This window comes from Pseudomonas sp. LBUM1656 (genome assembly GCF_059716065.1).
In genome coordinates this window covers 747920-764913 of the sequence record NZ_CP166800.1, presented here as the reverse complement: position 1 = coordinate 764913, position 16994 = coordinate 747920, and the positions used below count along the sequence as shown (strand labels likewise).

Here is a 16994-nt window from a genome sequence, read left to right as displayed (position 1 = left end):
CGCTCCCACATTTGACCGAGTTAAACGCGGCATTTTTGACCGACACAAATCTACTGTGGGAGCGGGCTTGCTCGCGAAGAGGCCCTGACAGGCAATACCTGAACCACGCCCCACGCCAATTCAAAGACCAGGAAAATCACCAACAATGAACTGGCCCCGTGGAGCAATGCATAGAGCTGCCAAGCAGAGAACAGGAATCTCCCAACCGCGTCATACCGCCCAAACACCAACTGCGGATCACGAATCCGCAGCACCGCCCAGACACACACAATCGAACCCAACAGATTCACCATCAACATGTGCATCGGCTCAAACGTCGGAAGCTCTCCAGGCAAATCGAACGCCTGGCTCACACTCGACAACACCCCATGCAACGCGGCAAAACTCCACGGCGTGATAAACGCCGCCGTCACGATCAAGTCATACCAGGCGCTGCCGCGCACCAACCGGCGATATTGCGTTGAAGTCCACATCGGCCTTGCTCCATAAATTCAGGGAGCAACAAGGCTAAAGCCTGGAGTAAGCTCCAGGGTCAAGCCCCTCTCGAGACGTCATGATGCGCATCGGTGAATTAGCCCAGGCCAGCGCCGTCAGCCGCGACACACTGCGCTTCTACGAGCAGCGCGGGCTGATCGCTGCGCAACGCAGTGCCAACGGCTACCGCGACTATCCGCCAGACATGGTGCAACTGGTGCTGTACATCAAGACGGCTCAGCGGCTGGGCTTTACGCTGGGCGAGATCGGCAACAGCGTCGCGACGATATGGCAATCGCCCGATCCTGACACCGCCGTCACGCAATTGCTGCAAGACAAGCTCAAGCTGATTGAAACCCGTATGGACGAACTCGGTGCATTGCGCCACGAGTTGCAACAACGGCTCGGGCAACGCTGTCCACTGAGTCCATGATCCTCACTTATCAAGGAAGCTACTTATGTCCAAGGCAAAAACCGCACTCATCATCGGTGCCTCCCGGGGCCTGGGCCTCGGCCTGGTGAAAACCCTGCTGGCCGACGGCTGGCAAGTCACCGCCACCGTGCGCAACCCGCAGAACGCCGAGGCACTGCAAGCGTTGGGCAAGGTGCGGATCGAAAAACTCGACATGGATGATCAGCAAGCCGTCATCGCCTTGAGCCAGCAGCTCAAGGGCGAAGTGTTTGATTTGCTGTTCGTGAATGCCGGGGTCAAGGGGCCGGAGGTGCAGACGCCAGGCGGCGCGACCCTGGCCGAGGTCGGTCAGTTGTTCTTCACCAATGCCGTGGCGCCGATCAACCTGGCGCAGCGTTTTGCCGGGCAGATTCGTCCCGATACCGGCGTGCTGGCGTTCATGAGTTCGGTACTCGGTAGCGTGACCATGCCGGACGCGCCGGAGTTGGCGCTGTACAAGGCGAGCAAGGCTGCGCTGAACTCGATGACCAACAGCTTTGTGACGCAATTGGGCGATCAGAAACTGACCGTGCTGTCGTTGCATCCGGGTTGGGTGAAGACCGACATGGGCGGTGAAGGCGCCGATATCGATGTCGAAACCAGTACCCGTGGGTTGGTTGATCAGGTGAATGCTTATGTCGCCAAGGGCGGTCATCATTTTGTGAACTACCGAGGCGAAACCATTCCCTGGTAATCACCACGGCCCTCCTGTGGGAGCGGGCTTGCTCGCGAAGGGGCCGTGTCAGTCAATATCAATGTCGACTGACACACCGCTTTCGCGAGCAAGTCGAATCGTCGCACCGCCGCTCCCACAGGGTTTTGCGTCGTCTGGTCGGGCCGGGCTTGCCGGCCAGGCGGTTTTGTTCGAAACTCCGCACCTCGCCCCCGCGGCGACCCTGGATCAGCAGACAGGGTAATCACTGAGCTGGCTAACCTGAACCCCACTTTCAGAGGAGCCGGCCAACATGCCTGCGACCCGTACCTGGTTAAAAAATCCCCTCGCCATTTTCACTGCCAATGACCTCGATGCCCGTGGCGGTCTGGTTGTGCAAGACGGTGTGATCGTCGAAGTCCTCGCTGCCGGTCAGCAGCCGTCCGCGCCCTGTGGACAAGTGTTCGATGCCCGCGAGCATGTGATCCTGCCGGGGCTGATCAACACCCATCACCACTTCTATCAAACCCTGACCCGCGCCTGGGCGCCGGTGGTCAATCAGCCGTTGTTCCCGTGGTTGAAAACCCTCTACCCGGTCTGGGCACGCCTCACCCCTGAAAAACTCGCCCTCGCCACCAAAGTCGCCCTGGCTGAATTGCTGCTGTCCGGCTGCACCACCGCCGCTGACCACCATTACCTGTTTCCGGAAGGCCTGGAAAACGCGATCGACGTGCAAGTCGAGAGCGTCCGCGAATTGGGCATGCGCGCAATGCTGACGCGCGGTTCCATGAGCCTTGGCGAAAAGGACGGCGGCCTGCCACCGCAGCAGACCGTTCAGGAAGGCGAAGTGATCCTCGACGACAGTCAGCGTTTGATCGCCGAATACCACGAGCGGGGTGATGGCGCGCAAATCCAGATCGCTCTGGCGCCGTGCTCGCCCTTTTCGGTGACCCCGGAAATCATGTCTGCCAGCGCCGAACTGGCGAACAAACTCGACGTGCGCCTGCACACGCACTTGGCCGAAACCCTCGACGAAGAAGACTTCTGCCTGCAACGCTTCGGCTTGCGCACCGTGGATTATCTGGACAGCGTCGGCTGGCTCGGCCCGCGGACCTGGCTGGCCCACGGCATTCACTTCAACCCGGATGAAATCACCCGCCTCGGCGCCGCGGGCACCGGGATTTGCCATTGCCCGAGTTCGAACATGCGCCTGGCCTCCGGCATTTGCCCAACCCTGGACCTGACCGCTGCTGGCGCGTTGCTGGGTCTGGGCGTGGACGGGTCGGCGTCCAACGATGCGTCGAACATGATGCTCGAAACCCGTCAGGCGCTTTACATTCAGCGGCTGCGTTATGGCGCGGAGAAGATCACGCCGGAACTGGTTTTGGGTTGGGCGACCAAGGGCTCGGCGAGTTTGCTCGGGCGTACCGATATTGGTGAGCTGGCGGTGGGCAAGCAGGCGGACCTGGCGTTGTTCAAGCTCGATGAGCTGCGCTTCTCCGGCAGTCACGATCCGGTGTCGGCGTTGCTGCTGTGTGGGGCGGATCGGGCGGATCGGGTGATGATTGGCGGCAAGTGGCGAGTGATTGATGGGCAGGTTGAGGGGCTGGATCTGAAGGGGTTGATTGCCGATCACAGCCAGGCGGCTCGACAACTGATCGCCGGCACCTAAGTTGATGGAGATCTAATGTGGGAGCGGGCTTGCTCGCGAAAGCGGTCTATCATTCAACATTGATGTCGACTGACACGCCGCTTTCGCGAGCAAGCCCGCTCCCACAATTTGTTTTGTGGTGTGTTCAGAGGCCCAGCAGCGACAACATGATAAACGTCGCAAACAACACGAAATGCGTCATGCCTTCGATGGCATTGGTTTCGCCGTCGTTGAGGTTGATCGCGCTGACGATCAGGGTGAGGAAGATCATCACCGTCTGCACCGGGGTCATCGCCATCTGGAACGGCTGGCCGGTGTAGAGCGCCATTGCTTCCATCACCGGCACCGTCAGGATCACCGTCGACAGTGACGCCCCCATGGCGATGTTGACCACCGACTGCATGCGGTTGGCCAAGGCCGCGCGCAACGCGGTCAGAATCTCCGGCGCGGCGGAAATGGCCGCCACCAGGATCGCCGTGATCACCGGCGGTGCGCCCGTGCCTTCCAGGCCCAGGTCGAGGGTCTTGGACATCACTTCAGCCAACGCGCCAATGACCACCACACCGAACACCAACGTGCCGATACTCAGCGCCAGATTGACCGGTTCAGGTTCTTCCTCCGACACTTTCTTGCGGCGTTTTTCCGGGTAGCTGTAGCTGAAAAAGTAACTGTGCGGCCCGACCTGCATACGCAGGAACAGGGTGTAGAGCACGACCATCGCGCCGATGGTGAATGCCGAATACAGCTTCCAGTTGGCTTCGGGAATGAACTCCGGCACCACCATGGAAACGCCCATGGCGGTGAGGATCATCACGCTGTAACTGCGGGCCGAGTCGTCGTTGTAGGACTGTTCGCCATGCTTGATCCCGCCCATCAACGCGGCCAGGCCGAGGATGCCGTTGATGTCGAGCATCACCGCCGAATAAATCGTGTCCCGCACCAGAGTCGGTGAAGCTTCGTTGCTCATCATGATCGCCAGAATCACCACTTCCACCAGCACCGCCGCCAGGGTCAGGATCATCGTGCCGTAAGGGTCGCCGACTTTTTCGGCGAGCAGTTCGGCGTGATGGGCGACGCGCATGGAGGCGACGACAATAAACGCGATCAGCACCAGGCCCGCGGTCAGCGCGATGGGTTGGCCGCTGTGCAGCATCCAGTGTTCCAGCGGGTACGCGACGACGGCGGCAATGACGGCCAGCAGCAGAAATTTTTCTTGCTTGAGGAGTGTGAGCATCGCGGGCCTTTTTGCCGAATGGAGCGAACAGAGTGATGAGCTACTGACTGCGGGGCGGCGCTAACGTTTCGTTACACCTTAGCGCACCAGTGGATGGCGACCGTGCCCGGCGATGCACTTTTATTGACCTTGCGGGCCCCTTCGCGAGCAAGCCCGCTCCCACAGGGGAATGCGATCCAATGTGGGAGCGGGCTTGCTCGCGAAGGCATCACCTCGGTTTAGGAGGTTTTGTTGTCTTGTTGGTCAGCAATTTGCATTGCCCCTGCCAACCTCACCACAACATGGAGTTCGAATTCATGCACAAACGTCCGTTGAAGAAGCTGCTTTGCGCCGTTGCCGCGGCCATCGGTCTGAGCGCAAGCCTGACCGCCAGTGCCGCCGACCCGCTGAAAGTCGGCTTCGTCTATATCGGTCCGATCGGTGACCACGGCTGGACGTATCAGCATGAACAAGGGCGCAAGGCGCTGGCCGAGAAGCTCGGCAATCAGATCACCACCAACTACGTGGAAAACGTCGCCGAAGGGGCCGACGCCGAGCGGGTGATCCGCAACATGGCCAAGGACAACTACGACCTGATCTTCACCACATCTTTCGGCTACATGAACCCGACCCTGAAAGTCGCCAAGCAGTTTCCCAAGGTGACCTTCGAACACGCCACCGGCTACAAGCAGGACAAGAACCTCGGCACCTACCTGGCGCGCACCTATGAAGGTCGCTACGTCGGCGGTTTCCTCGCGGCGAAGATGACCAAGACCAAGAAAATCGGTTACGTCGCATCCTTCCCGATCCCGGAAGTGATCCGCGACATCAACGCCATTCAACTGGCCTTGAACAAATACAACCCTGGCACCGAGATCAAGGTGGTGTGGGTCAATTCCTGGTTCGATCCGGGCAAGGAAGCCGACGCCGCTAACGCGCTGATCGATCAGGGTGTGGACGTGGTGTTCCAGCACACCGACAGTCCGGCGCCGATCCAGGCAGCTGAGCGTCGCGGCGTGTATGCGGTGGGCTACGCTTCGGACATGGCGCACTTCGGGCCGAAAGCTGTACTGACTTCAATCGTCAATGACTGGGGGCCGCATTACATTCAAGCGACCCAAAGCGTGCTCGAGCACACGTGGGAGTCGCAGGATTACTGGGGCGGTTTGAAGGAAGGTACGGTTGAGTTGCCGATCAGCGACCTGGTGCCTGCGGCGGTGAAAACCGAGGCCGAGCAGATCATTGCGGACATCAAGAGCGGCGCCTTCCACCCGTTCACCGGGCCGATCAAGGATCAGGCCGGCACCGAGAAAATCGCAGCGGGCGCGACGGCCAGCAATGCGGAACTGGCGTCGATGAACTACTACGTTGAAGGCATGAAGGCCGACATCCCCAAGTAATTCCTTTCACAGGATCATTCCCACGCTCTGCGTGGGAATGCCTCAATGGACGCTCCGCGTCCGCTTTGGGGACGCGGAGCGTCCCGGGCTGCATTCCCACGCGGAGCGTGGGAACGATCATTACCGAGATAGCGCGACATGAACCAACTCCCGATCATTGACATCGCCCCGCTCTACAGCGATGACAAAACCGCCTGGCAATCCGTCGCCAGCAAAATCGACCGCGCCTGCCGCGAATGGGGCTTTTTCTACATCAAGGGGCATCCGATCAGCCCTTCGCGCATCAACACCGTGCTCGACCACGCCCAACGCTTCTTCGCCCTGCCCGCCGCCGAAAAGCTCAAGATCGACATCACCCAGACCCGCCATCACCGCGGCTACGGCGCTATCGCCACCGAGCAACTCGACCCGAGCAAACCCAGCGACCTGAAAGAAACCTTCGACATGGGCCTGCACCTGTCGGCCGACCATCCTGAGGTGCGGGCGGAAAAACCGTTGCGCGGGCCCAACCGTCATCCAGCAATCCCGGGATGGGAAGTGCTGATGGAGCAACACTACGTCGACATGCAGGCGCTCGCCCAAACCCTGCTGCGAGCCATGACCCTGGCGCTGAACATCGAGCGCGATTTCTTCGACACGCGCTTCCATGAGCCGGTCAGCGTCCTGCGGATGATTCACTACCCACCGCGCCACACCGCCAGTTGCGAAGAGCAGCAAGGCGCCGGCGCCCACACCGATTACGGCTGCATCACCCTGCTGTACCAGGACGCCGCCGGTGGCTTGCAAGTGCGCAACGTCAAAGGCGAATGGATCGACGCGCCGCCAATCGAAGGCACGTTCGTGGTCAACCTCGGCGACATGATGGCGCGCTGGAGCAACGACCGTTACGTATCGACGCCGCACCGGGTGATCAGCCCGCTGGGCGTCGATCGTTATTCGATGCCGTTCTTCGCCGAACCGCACCCCGATACGCCGATTGAATGCCTGCCCGGCTGCCAGGACCAATCGCACCCGGCGAAGTACCCGGCCACCACCTGCGCCGAATTCCTGCTCTCGCGTTTCGCCGAGACCTACGCCTATCGACGTGAACAGACTGCGATGTGATGAACCGGCTGGTCAGGTTTTGCTAATTGTTTATACGGGCATCTGTAGAATGCTCGCCATCTGCACCTGATGAGAAAAGACTATGTACGACTGGCTGAACGCCCTGCCCAAGGCAGAACTGCACCTGCACCTCGAGGGTTCGCTGGAGCCTGAGTTGCTGTTCGCCCTGGCCGAACGCAACAAGATCGCCCTGCCGTGGAGCGATGTCGACACCCTGCGTAAGGCGTACGCCTTCAACAACCTGCAAGAGTTCCTAGACCTGTATTACCAGGGCGCCGACGTGTTGCGCACCTCGCAGGATTTCTACGACCTGACCTGGGCTTACCTGTTGCGTTGCAAGGCGCAGAACGTGATTCACACTGAACCGTTCTTTGATCCGCAGACCCACACCGACCGTGGCGTGCCGTTCGAAGTGGTCCTCAATGGCATCGCCGCTGCACTAAAAGATGGCGAGCAGCAACTGGGCATCACCAGCGGTTTGATCCTGAGCTTCCTGCGCCATTTGAGCGAAGAAGAAGCTCAGAAAACCCTCGACCAGGCGCTGCCGTTTCGCGAGGCGTTTGTGGCTGTCGGCCTGGACAGTTCGGAAATGGGCCACCCGCCGAGCAAGTTCCAGCGCGTGTTCGATCGTGCTCGTCACGAAGGTTTCCTGACCGTCGCCCACGCCGGTGAAGAAGGCCCGCCCGAGTACATCTGGGAAGCCCTCGACCTGCTGAAAATCCAGCGCATCGACCACGGCGTGCGCGCCATCGAAGACGAACGCTTGATGCAGCGGATCATCGACGAGCAGATCCCGCTGACCGTGTGCCCGTTGTCCAACACCAAGCTCTGCGTGTTCGACCACATGTCCCAGCACAACATCCTCGACATGCTCGAGCGTGGCGTGAAAGTGACCGTGAACTCGGATGACCCGGCGTACTTTGGCGGGTATGTGACCGAGAACTTCCATGCGCTATACACCGATCTGGGCATGACCCAGGATCAGGCCAAGCGACTGGCGCAGAACAGCCTGGATGCGCGGTTGGTGAAACCTTAAAGGTCACCAAATAACCGTGTGGGAGTGAGCCTGCTCGCGATTGCAGTCTGTCAGTTGACTTAGATATTAACTGACACACCGCCATCGCGAGCAGGCTCGCTCCTACAGGTTCTGTATTCAGCCTGCTTCCGGTTTAGCACATCAATCGTCTCTAAAGCGCCATTTCCAGTTCGGTTTCCTTGGCGAAACGATGGATTTCACGCTGCCCCGCGGCCGTGATCTGCAACGCTCGTGAATCGCTGGGCAGGCTCAACCAGCCGGACTGCATGAACAGCTGCAACAACGCAGCGCCCAGCGACCCGCCCATGTGCGGGCGTCTTTCGCTCCAGTCAGGACACGCGCAGGCGACTTTGCTGTTGCGATGGGCCAGTGCCTGGATGTACACGCCCCGCGAGGCCAGTTGTGTGGACCCCTTGTGGGTGATCATGACCCGCTGCTCGAACTGCTCGATCCAGCCGGCATCCAGCAACCGCTGGTAAAGATCGGCGGCCAGGGTGCCTCCCAAATGGTCATCGCACAGTCGGGCCCGCAACAACGACGATGGCGCCGCCTGAGGTTTGGCGATGGGGCTGGTGCGTTTGAAAACGTCCGGGACTGGCTGCGGGGTACTGGCCAGCGTCGCGCTGGCCAACGCTTCGATTGCCGCGCCGACTTCAGGCGCGGCCAGGCGGAAAAAGCGTTTGCGCCCCCGGATTTCGACTTTCAACAGACCTCCGGTGGACAAACGCCCCAGGTGTGCACTGGCCGAAGACGGTGACAGGCCGGCCAATAATGCCAGCTCTTCGGTCTGCCGCGCCGAGCCGTCCATCAAGGCCCACATCATTGCGCTGCGCTTGGGGTCAGCCAGCAACGTGGCGATCTGGCTGATGCAAGGTGCATGTTCCATGTATTCACTCCCTGTTGAATCGTTTCGTCTGCTGCTCAGAGACATCTTGACCAGTAATGTGTCGTCGGCCAAGACGCGGAAACCGCCATAAGCCGGGCAAAGCCCCGCTCACCCATGCCATTGCTTCGCAGGTATGGCGAAGGTCTGGTGATTGACCGTGAGGCCATCGCCATCGCGAGATCGACGGTGCGTACATGAGGCGGGCGCTAGTATAAGCGGGTTAACCGCCGGTTCCTGCCCTTGGGAAAGCGTGGGTGGTGATAGTTCCTGACAGAAATTTCGCTATTTACCTGCGACTAATGATCGATGCCCGATATCGTCGGAAATTGGCTGCCTAAATGAGCGCATCGGCTGGCAAGCATTTCCCGCAAAAGGTTCACCGGCTTACTCAATTGTGCGCGATGGGCGCACAGCAAATTCAGCGGTGCGCGCTCACAGAGCAACTCTGGCATCAGCACTTTCAACCGGCCGGCGATTACATCGGCGGCGACATCGAGCCAGGACTTATAAGCAATCCCCGCCCCCGCCACGGCCCACAGCCGCACGACATCGGCATCGTCACTGAAGCGATCACCGCTGACGGTCAGGCCGACTTCGCGTTTGCCGTCGTGGAAACTCCAGTGGTCATGGACCCGGCTGCCGAGCATGAACAATAAACAATTGTGCTGCGCCAGTTGTTCCAGATGCCGCGGCTCGCCATGCCTGGCCAGATAACTCGGTGCAGCGCAAAGCACGCGGCGGTTCTGCGGGGCGATGGGCAGTGCCACCAGGCTTGAGTCTTCCGGTTCGCCGTAACGCAGGGCAATGTCCACTGGTTGGCGGAACAGGTCGGCGATGCGATCACCCAGCAACAGGCGCACGGTCAGCTTCGGATGCTCACGCTGGAATTCGTCGAGCCACGGCAATAACAGATTGCGACCAAAGTCCGACGGCGCCGACAACTGCAAGATCCCGCTGACCTGGTCCTGACCGCTGGCCAACAAACGACGGCCTTCATCGAGATTGCTCAGGGCGGCCCGGGCATATTCCAGGAAGCCCTCACCTTCGGCGGTCAGGCGCAAACTGCGGGTGGAACGCGCCAGCAAACGCGCGCCGAGTTGCTGCTCGATGCGCTTGAGCGCCGCACTGGCCACCGCCGCCGACATGTCCATCACCCGCGCCGCTGCCGACAGGCTCCCAAGGTCGGCAGCCCGGACAAACAACTGCAAGTCATCGAAACGCAGCATTTCCAACCCCGATTATCAAAAAAATATTGAAAGAGACTGCTCTTTTAGCGGGTTTTATCTTGCAGAGAAATAGCCAATCATCTGTCCCATCGAAATCATCCCGCTTCCGGAGTCGACCATGTCCCAGCCTTTCACCGCCATTGCCACCCTCATTGCCAAAGCCGGCCAGCAAGACGCCCTTGAACAGCATTTGCGTGCGCTGGTTGAACCGACCCGCGCCGAGGCCGGTTGCGGTCAATACGACCTGCATCAGGACCTGGCCAATCCTCTGGCGTTCTACATGATCGAACACTGGAGCAGCGACGAAGCCCTGCAAGCCCATGACGCCAGCGCCCATGTCCAGAACTTCCGCGCCAAGGCCGGCGACTTTCTCGAACACTTCGAACTCAAGCGCCTGCGCACCGTGGCTTGATCCCTTCTTCCATTACAGTTCAGGAGCCCTACATGAAAGCCATCGCCTACTACGCATCTTTGCCGATCAGCGACGCCAATTCCCTGCAAGACATCGAACTGCCAGAACCTGTGGCCGGTCCGCGCGATCTGCTGGTGGAAGTCAAAGCCATCTCGGTGAACCCGGTCGACACCAAGGTCCGGCAGAACGTCCAGCCTGAAGGCGGCACGGCAAAGGTGCTGGGTTGGGACGTGGCCGGTGTGGTCAAGGCTGTCGGCAGCGAAGTCACGCTGTTCAAGGCGGGCGACAAGGTGTTTTACGCGGGCTCCATCGCCCGTGCGGGGGGCAATAGCGAATTGCACGTGGTGGACGAACGCATCGTCGGCCATATGCCAAAAACCCTCGGTTTCGCCGAAGCTGCCGCGCTGCCGCTGACCGCCATCACGGCCTGGGAGTTGCTCTTCGAACGCCTGCAAGTGCGCGAAGGTAAAACCGACGAGGGCCAGAGCCTGCTGATCGTCGGCGCGGCGGGCGGTGTGGGCTCGATCCTCACGCAACTGGCCAGCCAGCTCACCGGGCTGAAGGTCATCGGTACTGCTTCTCGCCCGCAAACCCAGAGCTGGGTACGCGAGCTGGGTGCCGATCTGGTGATCGATCACAGCCAGCCGCTGAGTGAAGAACTCAAGCGTGCAGGTATCGAGCAGGTGACCCACGTCGCCAGCCTGACCCAGACCGATCATCACCTGGATCAACTGGTCGAGGCGTTGGCGCCGCAAGGCAAACTGGCACTGATCGACGATCCGAAAGCGCTGGACGTGACCAAGCTCAAGCGCAAGAGCCTGTCACTGCACTGGGAATTCATGTACACCCGCTCGCTGTTCGAAACGGCGGACATGATCGAGCAGCACAAACTGCTCAACCGCGTGGCCGGGCTGATCGACGCCGGAACCCTGAAGACCACGGTTGGCGAGCACTTTGGGACCATCAACGCGGCCAACCTGCGTCGTGCCCATGAGCTTCTGGAAAGCGGCAAGTCCAAGGGCAAAATTGTGCTTGAAGGGTTCTGAAACAAGATGAAACAGGTGTCGTCCATCTGGACGACACCGTCAGTCCGAGAGTTGACCGTTGTCACAATTGCGATCGTATTCGGGTCTACAATCGAAACCTCTGCGATGCATTCTTTTACGTAACATCTTTTAAGAGAGGAGAGTTCAGCAATGAAGATCCTGATAAAAGAAGTGGCTAAATCCCAGTGGCAGGTCCGTCTGGACCAACACGCGGTAACGTTCCGTAGCGAAGCTGAAGCACTCGCCTTCACCAGAACCCTTGAAGCGCGATTGTTCGCGCCCCATCAATTTCCCGACCGCCAGCAGCGCGCCGCTGGCTGAGTCTGTCCTCAGACCTGGGCTTGCACCAATGCCCGGGCATTTTGCAAACGCCGGGTGAGCATCGCCGCGCTCACCACCAGAATCCCGCACAGGCTGATGACTATCGCCATCGGCACGGCGCTGCCATCGTGTAAAACACCGACCAACGCTGCCGCTCCGGCGGCGACGCTGAATTGCAGGCAACCAAGCATCGCCGACGCACTGCCGGCGCGTGCGCCCTGCCCGTTCATGGCGCAGGCCGAGGCGTTGGGCAGGATGCAACCGAGGCTGGCGATGCAGATAAACAGTGGAATCAGCAACGGCCATAACTGTTCGGTGTGCAGCGCACTGACGGCGAGCAGCGTCAGGCCGGCCCCCACGTAGATCCATACGGTACGCACCAGCAGGAACGCCGGGCCACGCTTGGCCAGCAATCGCGCGTTGACCTGCGCCACCAGAATGAAACCCGCGGCGTTGGTCCCGAACAGCCAGCCGAAATGCTCGGCCGGGACGCCGTAGAGCTTGATGAAGACGAACGGTGAACCGGCGATGTAGGCAAACATCCCGGCAATGGCGATACCGCCGGTCAAGGCGTGGCCGAGGTAGACCGGATCCGCCAACAGCCGACCGTACTGACGCAACGCCCCCGACAACGGTTGGCGGGGCACATGGGCCGGCAGACTTTCCGGCAACCCGATCGCCACGGCCAACCCCGCCAGCGCACTGAAACCGGTCAGCACCAGGAAGATTGACTGCCAGCCCGTGGTGTTGACCAGCAGTCCCCCCAGCATGGGCGCGAGAATCGGTGCCAGGCCCATTACCAGCATCAGCTGCGAAAAGACTTTCGCCGATCCCACCGCATCGCATTTGTCACTGACCACCGCACGGGCGATCACCATCCCTGCGCAACCACCGAGCGCCTGAATGAACCGCGCACCGATCAACCATTCCAGATTCGGTGCAAACGCACAGGCCAGGGAGGCGACGGTGAACAACCCGACGCCCGTCAACAAGGGAATCCGTCGCCCGAAGCGATCCGCCACCGGGCCGTACGCCAGTTGACCGAGGGACAGGCCGAGGAAATACGCGGCCAGCGTCAGCTGAACGTGTTTTTCGTCGGTGCCGAACGCGAGCGCCATCGCCGGGAAGGCCGGCAGGTAGAAATCGATCGCCAAAGGGCCGAAAGCGCTCAGGGCGCCGAGAATCAAAATGGTACGGAAGTTCATCAGGCATCCAGTTGGGCATAAGTCGGCAGCCCGACAGTCTAGCCGCGCAGGGGCGGCTTGAACATTCCGATAGCTCGCTAACTATTAAAAACCCCTGGACCAACACAAATCCCCTGTGGGAGCGGGCTTGCTCGCGAATGCGGAGTGTCAGTCGCCGTCAATGGTATCTGACACACCGCATTCGCGAGCAAGCCCGCTCCCACAGGGGATTTGTGTATGGCCTCAGGCGAGTTTTGCGTCGTAGCCTTCTTCGGTGATCGCAGCGATCACCTGTTCGTTCGTCAGCGCGCTTTCAACGCCGACTTCTTTTGCCGCCAGATCGATCCGCACGCTGGCCGCAGGATCCTTGGCTTGCAGCGCCTGGGTAATGGCTTTGACGCAATGACCGCAGGACATGCCTTGAACGTTGAACACTTGCATGGTGTGGCTCCTTTGATGAGGTTGCGAGCAGTCTCGAGCTTGCCACCATGGCAAGGTCAAGTTCTGCAGAAACCTGCCGGGCTGGCAATCGGCGACGCGCTCGGCCAAGCTGCGTGCATCAATGACTCGACTTCAGGAGATTCAGCCATGCGCTGGTCAGCTCTCAGCCTGTTTGGCTTCCTCAGCCTCTTTGCCGCGACACCTTCGGTTCAAGCCGCCGGGGAGGACTATGGCGTACTGATCATTTCCCGCGAGCGCCTGGAAGTCGCGACCTCCTGCGAGATCGGCGTGTACATCCAGGATCAACTGTCGGCGCGGCTGTTCCAGGAGCAAAGCACCTCGTTCAACCTGCCGCCGGGCAATGTGTCCCTGCGCCTCAAACTGTTGCCGGGCCAGGCACCGGGTTGCAACCCGGGCATGCTCGCACCGGGCTCGCAGAACATCTCGCTCAAGGCCGGGGATGTGTTGAAGTTCCGGATTGCGATGACGCAGGAAGGGATGTACCTCAAGCCGACGGCTCTCGACTACTAAGCGCCACACCGATCATTTGATCTGAGACATAGCGCTTGACCTTGCCAGCATGGCAAGGTTGATCCTGTAGGCATCTTCTACAGGGAGCGCGACCGATGTCCGAATCCACTACGTTCGATCTGCCGATTGCAGGCATGACCTGCGCCAGCTGCGCGGGGCGTGTCGAGCGTGCCTTGAGCAAAGTCATCGGCGCCTCTGCCGTCAGCGTCAACCTCGCCACCGAGCAGGCCCGGGTGCAGGCACCCAGCAACAGTTTGCCGGCCTTGATGGACGCGGTGCAGCAGGCCGGTTACAGCGTGCCGCAGCACAGCCTGGAATTGAGCGTCGACGGCATGACCTGCGCCTCCTGCGTCGGCCGCGTTGAACGGGCGCTGGCCAAAGTGCCAGGGGTGAAAAGCGTCAGCGTTAACCTCGCCAACGAACGTGCCCACCTTGAACTGCTCGGACACATCGACCCGCAAGCCTTGATCGCCGCAGTGACCAAGGCTGGCTATAACGCCAGCGTCCGGGAAGTCGAACATCCGCAAACCGACCAGCAACAACAGCGCCTGCATCGTGAGCGTTGGGCGTTGATCATGGCGATCGCCCTCGCCTTGCCACTGGTGTTGCCGATGCTGCTGCAACCGTTTGGCGTGCACTGGATGCTCCCGGCCTGGGCGCAATTCGCGCTGGCCACGCCGGTGCAGTTCATTTTCGGCGCACGTTTTTATGTCGCCGCCTGGAAAGCCGTACGTGCCGGGGCCGGCAACATGGACTTGCTGGTCGCTCTGGGCACCAGCGCCGGCTATGGCTTGAGTCTTTATGAATGGGCCACCGCGGCCGGGCGCATGCCGCACTTGTATTTCGAAGCTTCGGCGGTGGTGATCGCCTTGGTGTTGCTCGGCAAATACCTGGAAAGCCGTGCCAAACGCCAGACCGCCAGCGCCATCCGCGCCCTCGAAGCCTTGCGCCCTGAGCGCGCCATTCAGGTGATCGACGGTCGCGAACAGGACGTCGCCATCAGCGCCCTGCGCCTCAATGACCTGGTCATGGTCAAACCCGGCGAACGTTTTCCGGTGGACGGTGAAGTGGTCGAAGGCCAGAGCCACGCCGACGAAGCGCTGATCAGCGGCGAAAGCCTGCCCGTACCGAAACAGCCTGGCGATAAAGTGACCGGCGGCGCAATCAATGGCGAAGGTCGGCTGTTGGTTCGCACTCAGGCCCTGGGCGCAGAAACCGTGCTGGCGCGGATCATCCGTCTGGTCGAAGACGCACAGGCCGCGAAAGCGCCGATCCAGAAGCTGGTGGATAAAGTCAGCCAGGTGTTTGTGCCCACCGTTCTGTTGATCGCGCTGGCGACATTGATCGGCTGGTGGTTGTACGGCGCACCGATGGAAACAGCGTTGATCAACGCCGTGGCGGTGCTGGTGATTGCCTGCCCTTGTGCATTGGGCCTGGCAACGCCGACCGCGATCATGGCCGGCACCGGCGTCGCGGCTCGCTACGGAATTTTGATCAAAGACGCCGAAGCCCTGGAACGTGCGCATGAAGTCAGCGCCGTGGTGTTCGACAAGACCGGCACGCTAACCTCGGGTGCGCCGCGCATCGCTCATCTGAGTGCCATCAACGGTGACGAAGCCGCCCTGCTGCAAATGGCCGGCGCACTGCAACGGGGTAGCGAACATCCGCTGGCCAAGGCGGTTCTGGACGCTTGCACCGAACGTGGCTTGACCGTGGCCGATGTCAGCGACAGCCAGTCGCTGACCGGGCGTGGCATCGCCGGCACCCTCGACGGTCGTCGCCTGGCGTTGGGCAATCGCAGGCTGCTGGAAGAAGGCGCAATGAGCGCAGGTCAACTGGCGGACTCCGCAACCGCATGGGAAACCGAAGGCCGCACCCTTTCCTGGCTGATCGAACAAGGCCCCAAGCCAAAGGTACTGGGCCTGTTCGCGTTCGGTGACACGTTGAAAACCGGCGCACTGCAAGCCGTGCAACAACTCAGCGCACGCAACATCAGCAGCCACCTGCTGACCGGCGATAACCGCGGCAGTGCCAAAGTAGTTGCCGAAGCGTTGGGCATTACCGATGTCCACGCCGAAGTCTTGCCGGCAGACAAAGCCGCCACGGTTGCCGAACTGAAGAAAGCCGGCGTGGTAGCAATGGTCGGCGACGGCATCAACGACGCCCCGGCCCTGGCGGCCGCCGACATCGGCATCGCCATGGGTGGCGGCACCGATGTGGCCATGCACGCGGCCGGGATCACCCTGATGCGTGGCGATCCACGGCTGGTACCCGCCGCGCTGGACATCAGCCGCAAGACCTACGCAAAAATCCGGCAAAACCTGTTCTGGGCGTTTGTCTATAACCTGATCGGCATTCCGCTGGCCGCGTTCGGCTTCCTCAACCCGGTGCTGGCCGGCGCGGCGATGGCGTTGTCGAGCGTCAGCGTGGTGAGCAATGCGCTACTGTTGAAAACCTGGAAACCCAAGGAACTGGAGGACAACCGATGAACATCGGCCAAGCAGCCCGTCATAGCGGCCTGAGCGCAAAGATGATTCGTTATTACGAGTCCATCGGCTTGCTCAAGGCCGCCCATCGCACCGACAGCGGCTACCGCGTTTATGGTGACGACGACCTGCACACACTGGCGTTCATCAAGCGCTCCCGGGACCTGGGGTTTTCACTGGAAGAGGTCGGCAAATTGCTGACCCTGTGGCAGGACCGCCAGCGGGCCAGTGCCGACGTGAAAGCCCTGGCCCGCCAACACATCGACGAACTGAACCAGAAAATCCGCGAACTCGGCCAGTTGCGCGACACCCTGCAGGACCTGGTCGAGCACTGCCAGGGCGACCATCGCCCCGACTGTCCGATCCTCAAGAACCTGGAGTCGGGCTGCTGCGCGCAATCTGTTCGTGCCTGATCGCTAAAGTCAGGCGGATTGATTTTGAAGGTGACGGCCCCATCGCGGCATCGGTATCTACACATCT

At 60.7% G+C, this 16994-nt stretch carries 18 protein-coding genes; 12 read left to right on the top strand and 6 right to left on the bottom strand.

What is annotated here, in order from left to right; all coding sequences use genetic code 11:
• Nucleotides 1-50: 50 nt before the first annotated feature.
• Nucleotides 51-473 (bottom strand): hypothetical protein, encoded by a 423-nt coding sequence (locus ACA072_RS03330; RefSeq protein WP_497623122.1) that lies wholly within the window; start codon nucleotides 471-473, stop codon nucleotides 51-53.
• Between the two features lie 83 nt (nucleotides 474-556).
• Here ACA072_RS03330 and ACA072_RS03325 point away from each other — a divergent pair, with 83 nt between their 5' ends.
• From ACA072_RS03325 to ACA072_RS03315, 3 genes are all read left to right on the top strand, one after another.
• Nucleotides 557-907 carry a MerR family transcriptional regulator gene (locus ACA072_RS03325; protein WP_497624940.1) on the top strand — a complete coding sequence of 117 codons (351 nt, stop codon included), beginning with the start codon at nucleotides 557-559 and terminating at the stop codon, nucleotides 905-907.
• A 25-nt stretch (nucleotides 908-932) separates the two neighbouring features.
• Nucleotides 933-1619, top strand: coding sequence for an SDR family oxidoreductase (locus tag ACA072_RS03320; protein ID WP_497623120.1), 687 nt, complete (start codon nucleotides 933-935; stop codon nucleotides 1617-1619).
• Nucleotides 1620-1890: 271 nt separating this feature from the next.
• Nucleotides 1891-3249: an 8-oxoguanine deaminase gene (locus ACA072_RS03315; protein ID WP_497623118.1), complete on the top strand. Its 1359-nt coding sequence runs from the start codon at nucleotides 1891-1893 to the stop codon at nucleotides 3247-3249.
• A 124-nt stretch (nucleotides 3250-3373) separates the two neighbouring features.
• On the opposite strand, the gene ACA072_RS03310 is transcribed toward ACA072_RS03315, so the two are convergent.
• Complete coding sequence (locus ACA072_RS03310) at nucleotides 3374-4462, bottom strand: calcium:cation antiporter (protein WP_497623116.1); 1089 nt, start codon at nucleotides 4460-4462, stop codon at nucleotides 3374-3376.
• Nucleotides 4463-4758: 296 nt separating this feature from the next.
• Between ACA072_RS03310 and ACA072_RS03305 the strand changes: the two genes are divergently transcribed.
• The 3 genes from ACA072_RS03305 (at nucleotide 4759) to ACA072_RS03295 (ending at nucleotide 7981) form a co-directional block, all read left to right on the top strand.
• Nucleotides 4759-5841, top strand: coding sequence for a BMP family ABC transporter substrate-binding protein (locus tag ACA072_RS03305; RefSeq protein WP_497623114.1), 1083 nt, complete (start codon nucleotides 4759-4761; stop codon nucleotides 5839-5841).
• 138 nt (nucleotides 5842-5979) lie between these two features.
• Entirely contained in the window at nucleotides 5980-6945 is a 966-nt protein-coding gene (locus ACA072_RS03300; protein ID WP_497623112.1) for a 2-oxoglutarate and iron-dependent oxygenase domain-containing protein, read from the top strand.
• An 82-nt stretch (nucleotides 6946-7027) separates the two neighbouring features.
• Complete coding sequence (locus ACA072_RS03295) at nucleotides 7028-7981, top strand: adenosine deaminase (RefSeq protein ID WP_497623110.1); 954 nt, start codon at nucleotides 7028-7030, stop codon at nucleotides 7979-7981.
• A 151-nt stretch (nucleotides 7982-8132) separates the two neighbouring features.
• Here the strand turns inward: ACA072_RS03295 and ACA072_RS03290 are convergent, their stop codons facing one another.
• Nucleotides 8133-8867, bottom strand: a complete 735-nt coding sequence (locus ACA072_RS03290) for an ArsR/SmtB family transcription factor (protein ID WP_497623108.1) — start codon at nucleotides 8865-8867, stop codon at nucleotides 8133-8135.
• Nucleotides 8868-9163: 296 nt separating this feature from the next.
• Nucleotides 9164-10093: a transcription regulator VimR gene (gene vimR, locus ACA072_RS03285; protein WP_497623106.1), complete on the bottom strand. Its 930-nt coding sequence runs from the start codon at nucleotides 10091-10093 to the stop codon at nucleotides 9164-9166.
• 118 nt (nucleotides 10094-10211) lie between these two features.
• On the opposite strand from vimR, the gene ACA072_RS03280 reads away from it, so the two are divergent.
• The 3 genes from ACA072_RS03280 (at nucleotide 10212) to ACA072_RS03270 (ending at nucleotide 11872) form a co-directional block, all read left to right on the top strand.
• Entirely contained in the window at nucleotides 10212-10505 is a 294-nt protein-coding gene (locus ACA072_RS03280) for a putative quinol monooxygenase (RefSeq protein ID WP_438659709.1), read from the top strand.
• 32 nt (nucleotides 10506-10537) lie between these two features.
• Nucleotides 10538-11551, top strand: a complete 1014-nt coding sequence (locus ACA072_RS03275; RefSeq protein ID WP_497623104.1) for a zinc-binding alcohol dehydrogenase family protein — start codon at nucleotides 10538-10540, stop codon at nucleotides 11549-11551.
• Nucleotides 11552-11701: 150 nt separating this feature from the next.
• Complete coding sequence (locus ACA072_RS03270; protein WP_497450012.1) at nucleotides 11702-11872, top strand: hypothetical protein; 171 nt, start codon at nucleotides 11702-11704, stop codon at nucleotides 11870-11872.
• 8 nt (nucleotides 11873-11880) lie between these two features.
• Here ACA072_RS03270 and ACA072_RS03265 read toward each other — a convergent pair whose 3' ends face one another.
• Nucleotides 11881-13077 (bottom strand): multidrug effflux MFS transporter, encoded by a 1197-nt coding sequence (locus ACA072_RS03265; protein WP_497623102.1) that lies wholly within the window; start codon nucleotides 13075-13077, stop codon nucleotides 11881-11883.
• Nucleotides 13078-13299: 222 nt separating this feature from the next.
• Nucleotides 13300-13497, bottom strand: coding sequence for a heavy-metal-associated domain-containing protein (locus tag ACA072_RS03260; protein WP_497623100.1), 198 nt, complete (start codon nucleotides 13495-13497; stop codon nucleotides 13300-13302).
• A gap of 147 nt (nucleotides 13498-13644) precedes the next feature.
• Between ACA072_RS03260 and ACA072_RS03255 the strand changes: the two genes are divergently transcribed.
• The 3 genes from ACA072_RS03255 to cueR all read left to right on the top strand — a co-directional run bounded on the left by ACA072_RS03255 (nucleotide 13645) and on the right by cueR (nucleotide 16927).
• The gene (locus ACA072_RS03255; protein ID WP_094469285.1) at nucleotides 13645-14028 is read left to right on the top strand and encodes a hypothetical protein; all 384 of its coding nucleotides are present in this window, start codon (nucleotides 13645-13647) and stop codon (nucleotides 14026-14028) included.
• 95 nt (nucleotides 14029-14123) lie between these two features.
• Nucleotides 14124-16517 (top strand): heavy metal translocating P-type ATPase, encoded by a 2394-nt coding sequence (locus ACA072_RS03250; protein WP_497623097.1) that lies wholly within the window; start codon nucleotides 14124-14126, stop codon nucleotides 16515-16517.
• On the top strand, nucleotides 16514-16927 hold the full coding sequence (gene cueR / locus ACA072_RS03245; protein WP_497623095.1) for a Cu(I)-responsive transcriptional regulator: 414 nt from the start codon (nucleotides 16514-16516) through the stop codon (nucleotides 16925-16927). The genes ACA072_RS03250 and cueR overlap by 4 nt, the downstream gene beginning before the upstream one ends.
• Nucleotides 16928-16994 lie beyond the last annotated feature (67 nt).

Coding starts and splice junctions, on each gene's coding strand:
- ACA072_RS03330 (WP_497623122.1), bottom strand. CDS start 473: ATGTGGACTTCAACGCAATATCGCCGGTTGGTGCGCGGCAGCGCCTGG.
- ACA072_RS03325 (WP_497624940.1), top strand. CDS start 557: ATGCGCATCGGTGAATTAGCCCAGGCCAGCGCCGTCAGCCGCGACACA.
- ACA072_RS03320 (WP_497623120.1), top strand. CDS start 933: ATGTCCAAGGCAAAAACCGCACTCATCATCGGTGCCTCCCGGGGCCTG.
- ACA072_RS03315 (WP_497623118.1), top strand. CDS start 1,891: ATGCCTGCGACCCGTACCTGGTTAAAAAATCCCCTCGCCATTTTCACT.
- ACA072_RS03310 (WP_497623116.1), bottom strand. CDS start 4,462: ATGCTCACACTCCTCAAGCAAGAAAAATTTCTGCTGCTGGCCGTCATT.
- ACA072_RS03305 (WP_497623114.1), top strand. CDS start 4,759: ATGCACAAACGTCCGTTGAAGAAGCTGCTTTGCGCCGTTGCCGCGGCC.
- ACA072_RS03300 (WP_497623112.1), top strand. CDS start 5,980: ATGAACCAACTCCCGATCATTGACATCGCCCCGCTCTACAGCGATGAC.
- ACA072_RS03295 (WP_497623110.1), top strand. CDS start 7,028: ATGTACGACTGGCTGAACGCCCTGCCCAAGGCAGAACTGCACCTGCAC.
- ACA072_RS03290 (WP_497623108.1), bottom strand. CDS start 8,867: ATGGAACATGCACCTTGCATCAGCCAGATCGCCACGTTGCTGGCTGAC.
- vimR (WP_497623106.1), bottom strand. CDS start 10,093: ATGCTGCGTTTCGATGACTTGCAGTTGTTTGTCCGGGCTGCCGACCTT.
- ACA072_RS03280 (WP_438659709.1), top strand. CDS start 10,212: ATGTCCCAGCCTTTCACCGCCATTGCCACCCTCATTGCCAAAGCCGGC.
- ACA072_RS03275 (WP_497623104.1), top strand. CDS start 10,538: ATGAAAGCCATCGCCTACTACGCATCTTTGCCGATCAGCGACGCCAAT.
- ACA072_RS03270 (WP_497450012.1), top strand. CDS start 11,702: ATGAAGATCCTGATAAAAGAAGTGGCTAAATCCCAGTGGCAGGTCCGT.
- ACA072_RS03265 (WP_497623102.1), bottom strand. CDS start 13,077: ATGAACTTCCGTACCATTTTGATTCTCGGCGCCCTGAGCGCTTTCGGC.
- ACA072_RS03260 (WP_497623100.1), bottom strand. CDS start 13,497: ATGCAAGTGTTCAACGTTCAAGGCATGTCCTGCGGTCATTGCGTCAAA.
- ACA072_RS03255 (WP_094469285.1), top strand. CDS start 13,645: ATGCGCTGGTCAGCTCTCAGCCTGTTTGGCTTCCTCAGCCTCTTTGCC.
- ACA072_RS03250 (WP_497623097.1), top strand. CDS start 14,124: ATGTCCGAATCCACTACGTTCGATCTGCCGATTGCAGGCATGACCTGC.
- cueR (WP_497623095.1), top strand. CDS start 16,514: ATGAACATCGGCCAAGCAGCCCGTCATAGCGGCCTGAGCGCAAAGATG.